The sequence below is a fragment of the Kribbella sandramycini genome, assembly GCF_013131805.1.
Lineage (GTDB): Bacteria > Actinomycetota > Actinomycetes > Propionibacteriales > Kribbellaceae > Kribbella > Kribbella sandramycini.
In genome coordinates this window covers 243,348-258,777 of record NZ_JABJRC010000010.1, presented here as the reverse complement: position 1 = coordinate 258,777, position 15,430 = coordinate 243,348, and the positions used below count along the sequence as shown (strand labels likewise).

The following is a 15,430-nucleotide window of genomic DNA, read 5'->3' as shown; positions in this document are numbered from 1 at the left end:
TTGAAGACGGAGAAACCGGATGATCTCGACCAAGTCGGCACGCACCAAGGTGTTCGCCACCCTCGCCGCGGGGGCCGCCGCCGCAGGTGCCACCCTGCTTGCGCCCGTGGCCGCGCAGGCCGCGCCCACCGCCACGACGGCCCCCGCCGCCGTCGCCGCGGCCTCGGACACGCTGAAGCCCGGCATGAAGCTCAAGGCCGGCCAGTACATCCTGTCCAAGAACAAGCAGTTCAAGTTCATCATGCAGGGCGACGGCAACGCGGTGCTCTACAAGGGCAAGACCGCGCTGTGGTCGACCGCCACCAACCGCAAGGCGTCGGTCCTGGTGATGCAGAAGAACGGCGACCTGCAGGTCGTGTCCGGTAAGACCGCCGTCTGGCGGAGCAACACCGGCACCAGTGCGAACGCGCGGCTCGTCGTCCAGAACGACAACAACCTGGTGATCTACAACACCCGGAACAAGCCGAACTGGTCGCGCTACATGGTGGTCGGCACGCTCGGCGCCAACCGCGTCCTGAAGCACCCGGAGTACATGACGTCGGTGAACCGCACCTACCGCGTGTACATGCAGGGTGACGGCAACCTGGTCCTGGTCAAGGGCAAGACGCCGCTGTGGAGCACCAAGACCCAGAGCAAGGGCGCGTTCGCGGCCATGCAGGCCGACGGCAACCTGGTCGTCTACAGCGCCGCCAAGAAGGCCCTGTGGTCGAGCAAGACCAACCGCAAGGGCTCGGTCCTGGTCCTGCAGAACAGCGGCGACCTGCAGATCATCAACGGACGCTCGGTCGTCTGGCGGACCAACACCGCCGGGCGCTGACATACCGGTCGGCCCAGAATCTTTTCGATTTTCTTCGAATAGTGAACTTTCTGGGCCGACCGAGCGTCTGTATCTATAGCCGCGGCACCCGGGGCGGGGTGTCGCGGCCCCTTTCTGTCCGGTAAGTAATCATTCGGTCACGAGCGGCAACCAAGCGCTCAGATCCGTCCGCTCGCCACTCGCGCGGAGCTTGCCGGAGCCGCGCGCGGCCGGCCAGTCGGTCCGGCCCAGCGCCAGCTCGATCCACAGCTCGGCCGGCATCTCGACCACCGCGCCCGGCGTCCCGCGGGTGTGCCGCGGCCCCTCGATGCACTGGACGGCGCCGTACGGCGGCACCCGGACCTCGACCGCATGGCCGGGGGCCTTGGCGACCAGCAGCTTCAGCAGCTCCTTGGTCAGCAGTTTCAGGTCGGCGCGCTCGGCGGTCCCGGCGTCGTAACGCCGCAAGGCCTGATCGAAGGGCGTGGTCACGACGTGCCAGCGTACGCGCCGATTGTGGGGACGCCCCCTTCGTGGACGATAATCAGGGGCGAGACAGGGAAGCGAGGTCGGGATGCTCACGCCCAGGCACCAGGCGCTGCTGATGACACTGGCGGGAATGACCGTCGGTGTTGCGGTCTTCGGCACCGTGCTGGCCATCAACGGCAACCGCGACGACGGCGATCGGGCCACCGATACCGTCACGAGTCAACCCACCACGACGCCGTCGCCCCGCGGTGACGGTCTGCAGGCCGACAGCCTGCAGTACGCGGCGCAGACGTTCGGGACCCAGAAGGCCCCGGTGACCAGCGAGATCCCCACCGGCTGGCGGTCCGCCCAGGAGGGCACCCGCCCGCGGTACCTGGATCCGACCGGCGTCTGGCAGATCCGCTTCGACACCCGCGGCAGCAGCAAGTCGCCCGACCGCCAGGTCAGCGACCGCGAGCGGAGCATCCAGGAGCAGCAGCTGACCGTGATCAGCCGCGACAACGGCACCCTCGTGTACACCTACGTCGACAAGACCCGCGGCCCGCGGATGGGCCTGTCCCGCTGGATCTCCACCGACAACGGCGACAGCTCCGCGGTCGAGATCACCGTCGGCGGCCGCCCGCAGGACGAGGCCGGCCTGCGCGCCGTCCTCGAGCGCGCGACGTCGTCCCTCAAACTGGCCGACGCCGACTACCGGCCGAGCTAGTTCAGCATTTGATGTCAGCGGCGGGGGCGACGCCCTGGAGCAGGTAGGTCTCGACGGCCTGGTCGACGCAGGAGTTGCCGGCCTTGTAGCCGGTGTGACCGTCGCCGTCCCGGGAGATCAGCACGCCGCTCTCCAGCTGCTCGGCCAGGCCGACGGACCAGGCGTACGGCGTGGCCGGGTCGCGGGTGGTGCCGACGACGACGATCGGCTTCGCACCGGCCGCCTTGATCGGGTGCGGTTTGTCCTCGGCCTTGACCGGCCAGTTCATACAGGGCAGCGAGCCCCAGAGCAGGTACGGGCCGAACCGCGGTGACTCCTTCGCGAACTCGACCGCCTCGCTCTTGGCCTCGGCCAGCGACGTGATGTCCGGACGATCCACGCAGTTCACGGCGTAGATGACCTCACCGCTGTTGTTGGCGTAGCCGGAGCTGCTGCGGTCGGTGTACTCGTCGACCAGCGCGAGCAAGCGCGCGCCCTTACCGTTCAGCCCGTCGACCACGGCGTCCTCGAGCCGCGGCCAGGACTCCTTGACGTACAGCGGGTAGATCACGCCCAGCACCGCCACGGCCTGGGTCACCTGCCGCTCGTCGTCGCCCGGGAGCGGCTGGGCATCGGTGTCGGCGAGCAGCTTGTCGACCTGTGCGAGGACGTCGGCCTTCGAACGGCCCAGCCGGCACTCGCGCTGCGCGCAGTCCTCGGCGAAGGCCTCCAGCGCGGTGTCGAACCCCTTCGCCTGGGCGAGGTTGTTCTCCTCGGACGTCTTGGCCGGGTCGACGGCGCCGTCGAGCACCAGCCGGCCGACGTTCTTCGGGAACAGCTCGGCGTAGGTCGCGCCGAGGTAGGTGCCGTAAGAGAAGCCGAGGAAGTTCAGCTGGGCGTCGCCGACGATGCCACGCAGGACGTCGATATCGCGCGCGGCGTCCTTGGTGCCGACATGCGGCAGCAGCTCGCCGGAGCCCTGCTGACAGCCGTTGGCGAGGATCTTGGCCTGGTCGTTCAGCTGGGTGATCTCGGCTTCGTCGTCCGGGCTGCCGTCGGTCGCGATGAACTTGTCCATCTGCTCGGTGCTCAGGCATTTCACCGGCGTCGACTTCCCGACGCCGCGCGGATCCCAGCCGATCACGTCGAACTTGCGCAGCAGGCTCGCACCGAGAGCGAACCCGGCGGACTCCGCGAAGTCGACCCCGGAGCCGCCGGGGCCGCCCGGGTTGATGAACAGCGTGCCGATCCGGCCGCCGCGATCCTTGGCCAGCACCTTCCGGGCCTGCAGCTCGATGGTCTTCCCAGCAGGCTTCTGGTAGTCCAGCGGGACGGTGATCGTCGCGCACTGCTGACCGCTGCCGCAGCGCTCCCAATCCGGCTTCTGCTGGTAGAACTGCTCCAGCCCGGCCGGAATCGGCCCCACCGGACCGGACGACGGCCGCGGCCCGCCCGTGGTGCTGCCACCCCGGTCGGCGTCCTGCGCCCGGCTCGCCACACCGCATCCGCTCAGCAGCACCGCGAAGGTAGTTAGTACGACGGTTGTCCTGCTGAGCTTCACTGCTCGGATTCTCCCTCGTCCTGGTTCAGGCGACGCCGAAGGCGGGGTTTGCGCTGGCGACGTTGTTCTTTGGTCTCCGGGCCCTCGACGACCGCCTCCGGCACGACCGGCGGCGCGTCGGGCGTCGTCGTACTGGAGGCCTCGTACTGCTGCCGGGGCGAGCAGACATCCGCCCGGCTGCAGGCGCAGCGCCGCCCGGACGCCGCCAACCGGACCACGACCGTGTCACTCGGCACGTTGTGCCCGACCACCACTCCATCACCCGCGGGGGTCTCCACCGCGGTGCCGACGGCCGGGGCCTTGGCGTTGAACTCCTGGTAGAGCGGGTGCTCGTACTTGAGGCAGCACATCAGGCGGCCGCAGGCGCCGGAGATCTTCAGCGGGTTGAGCGGGAGGTCCTGGTCCTTGGCCATCCGGACGCTGACCGGCTCGAAGTCCTTCAGGAAGGTCGCGCAGCACAGGTCGCGCCCGCACGGCCCGATCCCGCCCTGCAGCCGCGCCTCGTCGCGCGCGCCGACCTGGCGCAGCTCGATCCGGGCCCGCAGGCCGCGCGCCAGCTCCCGGACGAGCTCGCGGAAGTCGACCCGATGCGGCGCGGAGAAGTACACGATGACCAGCTGGTCGACGTCGGCCCGCCGGTCGACGAAGTCGATCCCGACCACCTTCATCGGCAGGTCGTGCTGCCGGATCAGCCGTTTCGCGATCACCCGGGCGTCGGCCCGGCGCTCGCGGTTCTGCTCGTCGCGGTCCAGATCGGCGGCGGTGGCGATGCCCGCACACTCCGGCAGCCCGCCGATCTCCTCGGTGACGTACTGCGGCGCCCAGACGCATTCGGCGACCTCGGGACCGTCGTCGGTCGGGACCAGCACCTTCTCCCCGACGCGCGGACGATGCGGGCCGGGGTCCAGGTAGTAGAGCCGCCCGTAGCGCTCGAACGACACCGCCATCACCATGCCCACGCGGCCAGCGTACTTGCCGCGCCGGGAATCGATCAGCGTTTGGTGCCTTTCACGGAGCCGGTCAGCCGATCGCCGGACGCGGCGCCGTACGCCGAGCAGACGACCAGACGGTCGTGATCGCGTTCCCAGAGCCGCTTCGTCGGCGTCCACCAGGCCAGGTCCAGCTCGGACTTGTCCGCGGTCTTCCCGACGTAGGTCGCGAACTCCTCACCGCAGCGGACCTTGCCGAGCCGGTCGACCTCGGCGTCACCGGGGTACGGGCCGTCGGGCAGCGTCACGTTCGAGATGACCTCGCCGTCGTGCGGGCGGGCGCAGTCACGGCGGGTGACCTCGCCGTCCTCGTCGCCGTCGTCGTAGCACTCGCCGACGGCCAGCTCGTCGACGTACGTGCCGGAGGTGCTGGTGCCGGGCAGGGGCGCGCTGTACGGATCGTCGTCGACGCCGGAGCTGAAGACGGCGATCAGCGTGAACAACAACCCGTAGCCGAGCGTGATCAGCCCGCCCGAAACGATGCCGGTGATCGCCAGTCCCTTACCGGTCTCGGCGGGGCGCTTACGGAGCTGGACGAGCGCGGCGATCCCGAAGCCGACGCCGAACGGCGCCGAGATCATCGTCGCCAGCCCGCCGAGACCGCAGGCGATCGCGGCGATCGCCATCGGGTTGGTCTTCGATGCGCCTTGCGCCGGGTAGCCGTAGCCGTACGCCTGCGGGTACGGCTGCCCGAACCCCTGCTGCGGCGCCGCTTGATAAGGGTTGGGCTGCGGCGGACCTGGCTGATACGGGCCGGGCTGGTACGCCGGTGTGGGCTGCGGCTGGGCCGGTGGTGGCGGCTGCGGCGGCGTCGGCTGGCCGGGCGCGGCCCAGCCCGAGGGCTGCTGCGGCGCCGGCGGCTGCTCCGGCCGGCCGTACGTCGGGAACGCCGGCGGCTGGTCCTGCGGACGACCGGGGTCCGGTCCGTAGGGCGGTTGACTCACGGTTTCCCCCAGTTCCTACCGCTGCGATCCACGCACACTGCCGGTCAGCTTCTTCCCCGGCATCCCGACCAGGCACAACACGTTGCCATCAGCAACAGCACGATCTTCCTGGACGACGAAGTACATGTCCAGCTCGGAATCCTCGTACGGTTTGCCGATGAACTCGCGGAACGCGGTCGCGCACTGCTGGGTGGCGATCGTCTGGGTGGCCTCGGCGTCCTTGCCGGTCAGCTCCGCGCGCACGGTCGCGTAGGCCTCGCCGGTGTGCGGGCTCGCACAGTGCGCGATCCGGACCTGACGCAGCGTCTCGGCCTCCAGATCCGCGTCGAAACAGCGGCCGACCTCGACCCGGGCGATCGGCACGGTCTCGCCGACGCCGGTCCGGATCCGGTCGGCCAGGCCGAGTGCGACGGCGACCGACGTCATGATCACCCAGCACAGGCTGATCACCAGCGCGCCGTACGCGAACCGCTTACCGCGGCCGCCGGTGCGCTTGATCCGGCGCAGCGCGATCCCGGCCAGCACCACCGCGATCGGCACCATACCCGGCAGACTCGTCACCAGCGCCGCCACGGCGTACCGGTCCTGCCGCTGCTGCGCCGGCGTCGGCACCCCGGCCAGCCAGGACTCCGCGGACGGCAACGCCGGCCGCGCAGGCTGGATCGGAGGGGGCGGCTGCGTCATCGAGTTTTCGGGTCCGTTCGGCGCTTCTGCCGAGCGGTCTGCTTTGCCCGGACACACGGACATCGCCAGGATCGCCGCTGGTGTTACAGCGGTCGCCCGAGCACCGGACGAGCGTCTCAGCCCTCGAATAGCGCGATGGCCATCGCCTCGAGCGCGATCAGCGGGGCGACGTTGGTCTCGATCGCCTCCCGGCAGCCGGCGATCGCGTCGATCCGGTGGATCGTCTGCTCGGGTGTCGTCCGGGCGGCGAACTGCTCGATCGGGCGGCTCAGCTCGGCGTTGATCAGCTCGGTACCGGCCTGGGTCTGGACGATCAGGACGTCGCGGTAGAGCGCCATCAGGTCGACCAGTGACCGGTCGAGCACATCGCGCTCCCAGCGTTTGGCACGCGCCTTCTGCTGGTCCTCGAGCTCTTTGATCGCGGCGCCGGCCTCCCGCGGCCGGGCGCCCTTCGTGCCGACGCCGAGCGCCTGCTCGAGCGCGAGCCGCTCCTTCTCGTCGACCTTCTCCGCACTCGCCTTGGCCTCCGTCTTGGCCGCCTCGACGAGCTGCTGCGCGGCCTTCAGACAGGCGCCGATATCGCGCAGCGCGAACGGCACCTCCAACACCTTCGACCGCCGCGACCGGACCTCCTCGTCACGCGCCAGAGCGCGGGCCCGGCCGATGTGACCCTGCGCGGCGCGGGCGGCGAACCCGGCCAGCTCCGCGTCGATCCCGAGTTTGCCGACCAGCATCTCCGCGACCGCGGCGACCGGCGGCGTCCGCAGCACGAGCAGCCGGCAACGCGAGCGGATGGTCGGGACGACGTCCTCGACGGTCGGCGCGCAGAGCACCCAGACCGTCCGCGGCGCGGGCTCCTCGATACTCTTCAGCAGCGCGTCGGCCGCCTGCTCGGTGAGCCGGTCGGCGTCCTCGATCACCATCACCTGCCAGCGGCCCTGGGTCGGGCTCATCGCCGCCCTGCGGACCAGCTCGCGAATCTCGCCGACCCGGATCGACAACAGCTCGGTGCGGATCAGCGACACATCCGGGTGGGCGCCGCTGAGCGTCGTCCGGCAGTCGTTGCACTCGCCGCAGCCGTTGTCCGGGCACTGCAGCGCGGCCGCGAACGCCCGCCCCGCATTCGACCGGCCGGACCCCGGCGGCCCAGTGATCAGCCACGCATGGGTCATCCCCGCGACGGCCGCACCGGACTCGCCGCGCAGCACGGCCGCAGCGCCGTCCACGGCCTTCCGCAGGACGGCGACGGCCGGCTCTTGACCGACGAGGTCATCCCAAACCGTCATGGGCCCACCTTCGGGAGGATCGGAGTCAGGCGGGCGCGGATCTGCTGGGCGATCGCCTCGCGGTCCTGGGCGGCGTCCAGGACGAGGTAGTGCTGCGGTTCGGCGGCGGCCAGCTCGAGGAACGCCGCCCGGACGCGCTCGTGGAAGTCGGGCGCCTGGGCCTCGATCCGGTCCCGCTCCTCGAAGCGGCCGAGGCCGCTCTTCGGCGGCAGGTCGAGCAGGATCGTCAGGTTCGGCCGGAGGTCGTCGGTGGCCCAGCGGTTCACCCGCTCGACGTCGGACAGATCCAGGTCGCGGCCCGAGCCTTGGTAGGCGAGCGCGGAGTCGACGTACCGGTCGGTGATCACCACCGCGCCTGCTTTCAGCGCGGGTTTGATCACCGAGTCGACGTGCTCGGCCTTGTCGGCGGCGTAGATCAGCGCCTCGGCGCGATGCGAGATGTCGCCGGTCGCCGGGTCGAGGACGATCTGCCGGAGCTTCTGCCCGAGCTCGGTCGCCCCCGGCTCGCGGGTCAGCAGCACCTGCTGGCCCTGCTCCTGCAGCCACTCGACGAGCAGCGCGGACTGCGTCGACTTGCCCGCGCCCTCACCGCCTTCGAGCGCGATGAACAACCCGGTCGTCGGGTAGACGCCCGGCGACTTGCCGAAGCTGCGCCGGACATCCCGCCAGAACGGCACACCGGGCCGGTCGTCCATCTGCCGCCAGGCGAGCAAGCCGATGACTCCGGCAACGATCGCGGCGATCAGCATCGTCATCGAGGCGCCGTTGTAGGTGACCGAGCGCTCGCTGATCGTGAACGTGTTCCGGCCGATGGCGCCCGCGACGAACGGCGCGATCGCCAATGTCACGGCCAGCACCGTACGGACGGCGGACTGGACGAATGCGAACGTGCGCCCGCGGACGGCGTCCGGCACCTCGAGCCCGAGCAGCGTGTAACCGGACACCCAGGACGCGCCCGCGTTGAAACCGAGCAGGATCGCGATCATCGTCGCGATCTCGATCTGCTGGATCAGCGCGAGCCCGGCCAGGCAGATCCCGGAGCCGACCAGGCCGGCCGCGAACAACCGCCGCCGGGACAGCCCGGAGAAGATCCGCGGGGCGAACCCCATACCGAGTGCGAGACCGCCGAAGACCGCGCCGAACAGGACGCCGTACCCCGGGTCGCCGGCGCCGAGATCCTCGACGTACGTGCGGCCGAGGCCGATCACCACCGCACCGGCCGCGAACGCGCCGGAGATCCCGACCACGAGCCCGCGGACGACCGGCGTCCCGGTCACGTACGTCCAGCCCTCGACCATCGTCCGCCACAGCGTCGGGTGTTCCTCGTGCTCGTGGACGGCCTTGCCGATCTCGGCCACCGACACGATCGCGAGCCCGGAGATCAGGAACGTCGCGGCGTTCACGTAGACGGCCAGGTCGATCGCGAAGTCACCGGCGAAATGCGAGATCAGCGTGATCGTGGTGAAGATCGCCGCGGCCGGCAGCGCCGTCCCGTACGTCGTGATCAGGCTGATCTGGTTGGCCGCCTCGAGCCGGTGCCGGGGCACCAGGTTCGGCACGCTGGCGTCCTTGGCCGGACCCCAGACCAGGCTGACGATCTCGATCAGCACGGTCGCGACCAGCACCCAGGTGAGGGTGCCGACGATCGGGATGCTGACGAAGAACGCCGCCCGGATGACGTCGCCGAGGATCATCGTCCAGCGCCGGTCCAGCCGGTCGGCGATCCAGCCGGCCACCGGGCCCATCACCAGCGCGGGCAGCACCCGGAGGAACAGCACGCCGCCGATGGCGAAGTTCGCCGCCTGGTAGTCGTCACCGGCGAAGGACTTCGCCATCGCGGTCAGCGCCAGCAGCCCGATCCAGTCGCCCAGGCTGGACAGCCCGAACGCGATCCAGAGCCGCCGGAACGCCCGGATCCGCAGCACCGCGCGCACGTCGTGCGCCGGTGCAGGGTCGGTCAACGGGTCGTAAGCCTCCGGCACGCCGCCAAGACTAGTCGGGTGCTACGACAGCCTTGTGCAGTGCGGTGGTCAGAGCCTCCAGCGCGGCCTTGAACTCGACCGGCGGCAGATAGCCGAAACCGAGCCGGAAGACGCGCGGCTCATCGGTGAACCACTCGCCGTCGGCCAGCCGGACGCCGAGGCCGGCCGCGGCGCTCCGGAACCGATCGAGGTCGAGCTGAGGCCGCAATCGGATACAGCACAAGGCTCCGGCGTCGGGCCGGACCCACTCGACCAGCTCGGCGTTCTCCTGCACCCAGGCCGCTGTCGCCGCGAGCCCGTCCGCCAGCCGCTGGCGGCGTTCGGCGAGGATGCCGTCCTGCAGCTCGAACACCCGCACGGCGAGCGCCTCGGTCACCGGCGACCCGCTGACCACAGTGCTGAACTTGGCGGTCGTCAGCCGCTGCACGAGCTCAGGATCCGTGCTGATCACCCAGCCGGCCCGCAGCCCGGCCGAGCCGTGGCACTTCGACAGCGATGCAGTGGTCACCACCTTGGGCCCTAGGACCAGCGCGGACTGAGCAGCCGAGTCATCGCCGTACGCGGCGACCCGATAGGTGTCGTCGACCAGCAGCACCGCCTCGGGGCAGACCGTGGCCATCGCCGTGCTGATCTCTCGCAGGACCGGCAGCGGGACGGCGACACCAGATGGGTTCTGCGGACTGGCCAGACTGACCAGCTTGGTGTCCGGAGTGAGGCGCGCACGGACGTCGTCCGCTCGCACCTGATAGCCGCTGTCGAAGGACAGCGGGATGACCTCGACGTCCGCACCGATGGTTTCGCAGACGTTGCGCGCCAACGGGAACAGCGGCGCGGTGGTAATGACCTGGCTGCCGGGATCGGCCAGCAGGAAGGAGAGCAGGAAGATCGCGTGCTGCGCTCCGATCGTCACCACGACCTGATCGGGTTCGACGTCGTACTGCGCGGCGATCGCGGCCCGGAGCGCCGGATCGCCCTGCGCGGTGCCGTAGCCGAGTGGCAGATCGCCCAGCTCGGGTGTCAGCAGGTCCGCCAGCCGGAGCTCGGGGCCGTAACTCTCGCCGAGGTCGTAGCGCGGATGGATCTCGGACAGGGACTGCAGCGGGTTCGCGGGAAAGGTCGGCATGTCCTTCATCGTCTGGGCCGAGGGCTGGCCGTCCCAGAGCCAATCCGGCAGAATTGGTTTGCCGATGAGACCAATCGAGTTGTGCGATCGCCTCGGCCGCTGGTCGTCCGGCCGCGGCCCGCTGTACGTGCTGCTCGCGGCCCGGATGCGGCAGTTGATCGACGACGGCGAGCTACCGCCCGGCGTCCTGCTGCCACCCGACCGCACGCTGGCCGAGGCCCTCGCCGTCGGGCGGACGACGGTCGTCGCGGCGTACGACCTGCTGCGCTCGGAGGGCCGGATCACCCGCCGCCAGGGCAGCGGCACCCGCGTGGCCGGCACACCGACCGGCGCGGACGACGACGCGCCCGCCGATCCGATCTTCCTGGGCTCGCTGGAGACGCGGGACGACGGCGTCCTGCTCGCGATCTGCGCGGCGCCCGGTGAGCCGCCGCCGGAGCTGGCCGAGGCGTATGCGCGGATGATCCCGGAGCTGGGCCGGATCACTGGCGACATCGGGTACTACCCGTACGGGCATCTGTCGCTGCGGTCGGCGATTGCGGAGCGGTACACGCGGCTCGGCGTACCGACGGTTGCCGAGCAGGTGCTGGTGACGAACGGTGGGCAGCAGGCGTTGTCGCTGCTCGCCCATGCGCTGGTGTCGCCGGGTGATCAGGTGTTGGCGGAGGCGCCGACGTTTCCGGGCGCATTGGAGGTGTTTCGCGAGGAGGGCGCCGTACTGCGCGGGCTGCCGGTCGGGCTGGCCGGATTCGAGGCTGCGTGCCGGGATCGGCGTCCGGCGTTGGCTTATGTGATTCCGACGTACCACAACCCGACTGGCTCGGTGCTGCCGCGTTTGGACCGTCAGCGGCTGGCCCGCGCCGCGGCCGCTGCCGACGTCCCGCTGATCGAGGACGAGGTTCCAGCCGATCTCGGCTTTCCAGGTCAAACCCGGCCGACGCCGCTCGCGGCGTACGGGTCCTCAGTCATCTCAGTGGGCTCGTTGAGCAAGAGCATCTGGGGCGGCCTGCGCATTGGCTGGGTCCGCGCCACCGCCCCCTTCATCACGCGGCTCGCCCGCCTCCGCGCCGTCCACGACCTGGGCGGCAACGTCCCAGCCCAACTGGCCGCAGCCCACCTCGTGCCCCAACTCGACTCCTTGGACGTCGGCGCCACCCTCCAATCCCGCCACGCCCACCTGACGACCCTCCTGGCCCAGCACCTCCCCACCTGGACGTTCCCCACCATCCAAGGCGGCCAAGTCCTCTGGATCCGCCTCCCCCACGGCGATGGCAACTCCTTCGCCCAAACCGCCCTCCGCCACGGCATCGCCGTCCTCCCCGGCGCCGGCCTCGACCTCACCGCCGCCAGCTCCACCCACATCCGCCTCCACTTCCACACCCCCACCCCAACCCTCACCGAGTCCGTCCGCCGCCTGACCACCGCCTGGCACACCTACCAAGCCCCCACCACCCGCCCACCCACCCGCCCCGTCATCGCCATCTGACGGCTTCTTGGACGTCGGGTTGGGTTGCATGAAGGACAGGAGGTGGTGCCCGGGCTGAGCCGGTTGGCGGCTCAGCCCGGGCGGGAGGGGCGGTGTGCGTAGCTGGCTACGTCCTGTTCTTCGTGCTACTGCTGGGTGAAGCGGACCGACAGGTTGGCCGGGGCTGTCTTCAGCTGGTCGCGCTCGGGGAGGGCGGGGCCGCAGGCGGCGGTGCCGACGCCGGTTTGGGCGATGTCGAGGGTGACGTGGGTGACGTCACCGGGCTTGAGGTCGGCTGCGTGGGTCGCGGTCTCCAGGTCGTGGGTGGTCCAGTCGCGGACCGTCAGGCCGAAAAGGGTGCCTACGGCATCGATTCGGAGGCCGTCGAGGGTGGCCCAGCGGGTGTCGATCCGGTGGCCGTTCTCCTGCGGACGGACGTACGGCGTCTGCAGCTCGGCCACCGTCGCCGAGTACTTACCCACGGCCGCGGCCTCCCGAGTGTCGACGTACGCCTCGTTCGGCCCGGTCCCGAACCATTCGACCCGCTCGACCTTCGGCAGCTCGAACGTGATGCCCAACCGCGGCAGCACCTTCGGGAACTGTCCCTCCGGCACCACGCTCAAGTCGAGCTGCACGCCGCCTTCGGTCGCCGTCCACCGCCACGTACTCCGCAGCCCCCATTGCAGGGCGGGCGGCGCCGTCCGCGTCACCACCTCGTACGCCCCGTCCCGCTCCCCCTGCGAGACCACGCGCTGCTGCACCCGGTGCAGCCCCTCCTCCCGCCAACTCTCCACAACCCCCGGCTGCGCATCGTTGTCGATCGGAGCCCGCCAAACCTCCACCCGAGCATTCGACACCACCCCAACCGCAATCCCCCGCACCCCAGCCGAAACTTCCGCGGGCGAACCGCTGACTGCAGGTGCGGCCGCCGCGGGCTCGTCGAGGCGGAGTTGGCCCCAGGCGATGCGGTGGCCGGCTTCGGCCCAGGGTGTGGGCTCGGTGAGGGCGGCGGTGACGGTCAGCCAGGTCTCGGGGGCTGACGCGTCGTGGGCGGGGAGCGCTACCTCGACGGTTGCACTGGGGGCGATCGTGGGGACGTCGAGAGTGCCGGTGGTCAGCTGGTTGCCTTCGGCCTCGATCTTGTAGGTGAAGGTGAGGTGGCCGGTGTCGAGGACCTCGTGGCGGTTGGTGATCGAGATCGCACCGTTGCCAGCAGCAAGGATGCGCAGCGGTTCGATGACCTTGATGAACTCGTGCATCCCCGGCGACGGGGTGCGGTCGGGGAAGAGGAGGCCGTCGCAGACGAAGTTGCCGTCGTGGATGGTCTCGCCGAAGTCGCCGCCGTAGGCGTAGACCTCGCGACCGTCGATCGTGGTCCGCAGGCCGTGGTCGATGAACTCCCAGATGAAGCCGCCCTGACAGCGCGGGTACTTGTCGAAGACGTCCCGGTAGTCGAGCAGGCCGCCCGGCCCGTTCCCCATCGCGTGGCCGTACTCGCAGAGGATGAACGGCAGGTTCCGGTACTTCGAGGCGTCGGCGCCGATCTCCGCGCAGCCGGCCGGGTCGGTGTACATCCGCGAGTAGATGTCGACGAACTCGGCCTCGAGGTCGCGCTCGTAGTGCACCGGCCGCGACGGGTCGAGCTCCTTGGCGGCGTCGTACATCGCCTTCAGGTTCTCGCCCATCCCGCACTCGTTGCCGAGCGACCAGATCACGATCGACGGATGGTTCTTGTCCCGGTGGATCATCCGCTGCATGCGGGTGACCAGGTCGTCACGCCAGCGCGGGTCCATCACCGGGTTCGGCAGGTCCGGCGGCTCGGGCTCGTAGCCGAACCCGTGCGTCTCCAGGTCGCACTCGTCGACGACGTACAGGCCGTACTCGTCGCACAGCGACAGGAAGTGCGGGTGCGGCGGGTAGTGGCTGGTGCGGACGGCGTTGATCCCGGCCCGCTTCATGATCAGGACGTCGTCCAGCATGTCCTGCTCGGTCAGCGCCCGCCCGCGGTCGGGGTGGAACTCGTGCCGGTTCACGCCGTTGAACAGCACCCGGTTCCCGTTCACGGTCAGGACGCCGTCCGCGATCGCGACCGTCCGGAAGCCGATCCGCAGCCGCACGGCACCGCCGGCCGTCTGCAGCACGCCGTCGTACAGCCGCGGCACCTCGGCGCTCCACGGCTCGACCGGCGCGGTCACCTCGACCCCGGTCGGCGTCTCCAGCCCCAACTCCGGTACGACGACCGTCCCCGCGACGTCCGCATCGACGCGCAGCGTGCCGACGCCATCGGCGTACGACGAGTGCACGAAGACGTCGGTCGCCGCCTCCGGCCGCTGGGCCAGCAGGTTCACCTCGCGGAAGATCCCGGACAACCACCACATGTCCTGGTCCTCGACGTACGACCCGGCCGACCACTGATGCACCCGGACGGCGATCCGCGCCTCGGACCCCGGCGTCACCAGCGACGTCACGTCGAACTCACTCGGCAGCCGGCTCCCGGACGACCACCCGACCGCCGACCCGTTCACGTACACCTTGAACCGCGAGTCCACGCCCTCGAACCGCAGCACCACCCGCGCCCCGGCGAACGACGCCGGGACGGCGACCGTCCGCACGTAGTCCCCGGTCGGGTTGTCCGTCGGTACGTACGGCGGCTCCAGCGGGAACGGGTAGACCACGTTGGTGTACGCCGGGGCGCCGTACCCGCTCAGCTGCCAGTGGCCGGGGACGGCAAGCGTGTCCCAGCCGGAGGTGTCCGGGTCCTTCAGGTCGTCCGGCGCGTCGGCGACACTCGGCGACAACCGGAAGCTCCAGTCCCCACCGAGCGCGACGCGCTCGGTGTCGTCATCCAGCCACGCCCGCGCCGGCAGCACGTTCTCACCGGGGGCGAAGTCCTCGACATAGCTCAGGTCATCCGTCACAAGTCATGACTTTAAGCCCGGACTTGTTCAAAAATCCACACTCGTCAACAAGTATGGACAGGGCGAATCAGGCCCGACACTCCTTGCACACGCCGACCAGCGCGACCTGCTCGGGCGCGAGCTGAAAGCCGAGCTCGCGGGCGACCTTCTTCCGCGCCGACTCCAGGATGTCGCCGGGGGCGTCGTACACCGTGCCGCACTGGCCGCAGCGCAGGTGCAGGTGCCGCGGGGCCAGATCGCCCGCCAGGTGGTACGTCGTCCCGGCGCGACCGAGGTGGACATGTGTGACGAGCCCGAACTCGCCGAGCGCGTCGAGCGCCCGGTAGACGGTGGCCCGGTGGATCCCCGGCCGGAGCTGCTCGGCCCGCTCGCCGATCTGCTCCGCGCTCAGGTGCTCCTCGGTGCCGGCCAGCACCTCGACCACCGCGAGCCGGGCCGGGGTGACGCGCTCACCCCGGTCCCGCAGCCGCTGGGCAGTGACTTCGACCGCACTCGTCACGCGCGCCCC

13 protein-coding genes are annotated in these 15,430 nt (G+C 70.3%); 3 read left to right on the top strand and 10 right to left on the bottom strand.

All coding sequences use genetic code 11. The features are described from left to right. Positions 1 to 19 precede the first annotated feature (19 nt). On the top strand, positions 20 to 817 hold the full coding sequence (locus HPO96_RS33195; RefSeq protein ID WP_171678350.1) for a hypothetical protein: 798 nt from the start codon (positions 20 to 22) through the stop codon (positions 815 to 817). 129 nt (positions 818 to 946) lie between these two features. Here the strand turns inward: HPO96_RS33195 and HPO96_RS33190 are convergent, their stop codons facing one another. Further along, positions 947 to 1,288 carry a sterol carrier family protein gene (locus tag HPO96_RS33190; protein WP_171678349.1) on the bottom strand — a complete coding sequence of 114 codons (342 nt, stop codon included), beginning with the start codon at positions 1,286 to 1,288 and terminating at the stop codon, positions 947 to 949. A 127-nt stretch (positions 1,289 to 1,415) separates the two neighbouring features. On the opposite strand from HPO96_RS33190, the gene HPO96_RS33185 reads away from it, so the two are divergent. Continuing rightward, positions 1,416 to 1,991 (top strand): hypothetical protein, encoded by a 576-nt coding sequence (locus HPO96_RS33185; RefSeq protein ID WP_238355757.1) that lies wholly within the window; start codon positions 1,416 to 1,418, stop codon positions 1,989 to 1,991. A 1-nt stretch (position 1,992) separates the two neighbouring features. On the opposite strand, the gene HPO96_RS33180 is transcribed toward HPO96_RS33185, so the two are convergent. The 7 genes from HPO96_RS33180 to HPO96_RS33150 form a co-directional block, all read right to left on the bottom strand. Beyond that, the gene (locus HPO96_RS33180) at positions 1,993 to 3,531 is read right to left on the bottom strand and encodes an alpha/beta fold hydrolase (protein WP_171678347.1); all 1,539 of its coding nucleotides are present in this window, start codon (positions 3,529 to 3,531) and stop codon (positions 1,993 to 1,995) included. Beyond that, positions 3,528 to 4,484, bottom strand: coding sequence for a PSP1 domain-containing protein (locus HPO96_RS33175; RefSeq protein WP_171678420.1), 957 nt, complete (start codon positions 4,482 to 4,484; stop codon positions 3,528 to 3,530). Before HPO96_RS33175 ends, HPO96_RS33180 begins: the two co-directional genes overlap by 4 nt. Before the next feature lie 38 nt (positions 4,485 to 4,522). Further along, complete coding sequence (locus HPO96_RS38680) at positions 4,523 to 5,464, bottom strand: DUF4190 domain-containing protein (RefSeq protein WP_171678346.1); 942 nt, start codon at positions 5,462 to 5,464, stop codon at positions 4,523 to 4,525. Between the two features lie 15 nt (positions 5,465 to 5,479). Then, positions 5,480 to 6,148 (bottom strand): DUF4190 domain-containing protein, encoded by a 669-nt coding sequence (locus tag HPO96_RS33165; protein ID WP_171678345.1) that lies wholly within the window; start codon positions 6,146 to 6,148, stop codon positions 5,480 to 5,482. A 116-nt stretch (positions 6,149 to 6,264) separates the two neighbouring features. Continuing rightward, a complete protein-coding gene (locus tag HPO96_RS33160; RefSeq protein ID WP_171678344.1) occupies positions 6,265 to 7,434 on the bottom strand; it encodes a DNA polymerase III subunit delta' in 1,170 nt (389 codons plus the stop codon). Then, positions 7,431 to 9,416 (bottom strand): dTMP kinase, encoded by a 1,986-nt coding sequence (tmk, locus tag HPO96_RS33155; RefSeq protein WP_171678343.1) that lies wholly within the window; start codon positions 9,414 to 9,416, stop codon positions 7,431 to 7,433. The genes HPO96_RS33160 and tmk overlap by 4 nt, the downstream gene beginning before the upstream one ends. 10 nt (positions 9,417 to 9,426) lie before the next feature. Then, the gene (locus HPO96_RS33150) at positions 9,427 to 10,539 is read right to left on the bottom strand and encodes a pyridoxal phosphate-dependent aminotransferase (RefSeq protein ID WP_171678342.1); all 1,113 of its coding nucleotides are present in this window, start codon (positions 10,537 to 10,539) and stop codon (positions 9,427 to 9,429) included. A gap of 64 nt (positions 10,540 to 10,603) precedes the next feature. Between HPO96_RS33150 and HPO96_RS33145 the strand changes: the two genes are divergently transcribed. After that, positions 10,604 to 12,025 carry an aminotransferase-like domain-containing protein gene (locus tag HPO96_RS33145; RefSeq protein ID WP_171678341.1) on the top strand — a complete coding sequence of 474 codons (1,422 nt, stop codon included), beginning with the start codon at positions 10,604 to 10,606 and terminating at the stop codon, positions 12,023 to 12,025. A gap of 125 nt (positions 12,026 to 12,150) precedes the next feature. Here the strand turns inward: HPO96_RS33145 and HPO96_RS33140 are convergent, their stop codons facing one another. Together HPO96_RS33140 and HPO96_RS33135 are read right to left on the bottom strand one after the other, a co-directional pair. Next, positions 12,151 to 14,922, bottom strand: a complete 2,772-nt coding sequence (locus tag HPO96_RS33140; RefSeq protein ID WP_337796913.1) for a glycoside hydrolase family 2 TIM barrel-domain containing protein — start codon at positions 14,920 to 14,922, stop codon at positions 12,151 to 12,153. A gap of 67 nt (positions 14,923 to 14,989) precedes the next feature. Beyond that, positions 14,990 to 15,421 carry a transcriptional repressor gene (locus tag HPO96_RS33135; protein ID WP_171678340.1) on the bottom strand — a complete coding sequence of 144 codons (432 nt, stop codon included), beginning with the start codon at positions 15,419 to 15,421 and terminating at the stop codon, positions 14,990 to 14,992. Between the last annotated feature and the right edge of the window lie 9 nt (positions 15,422 to 15,430).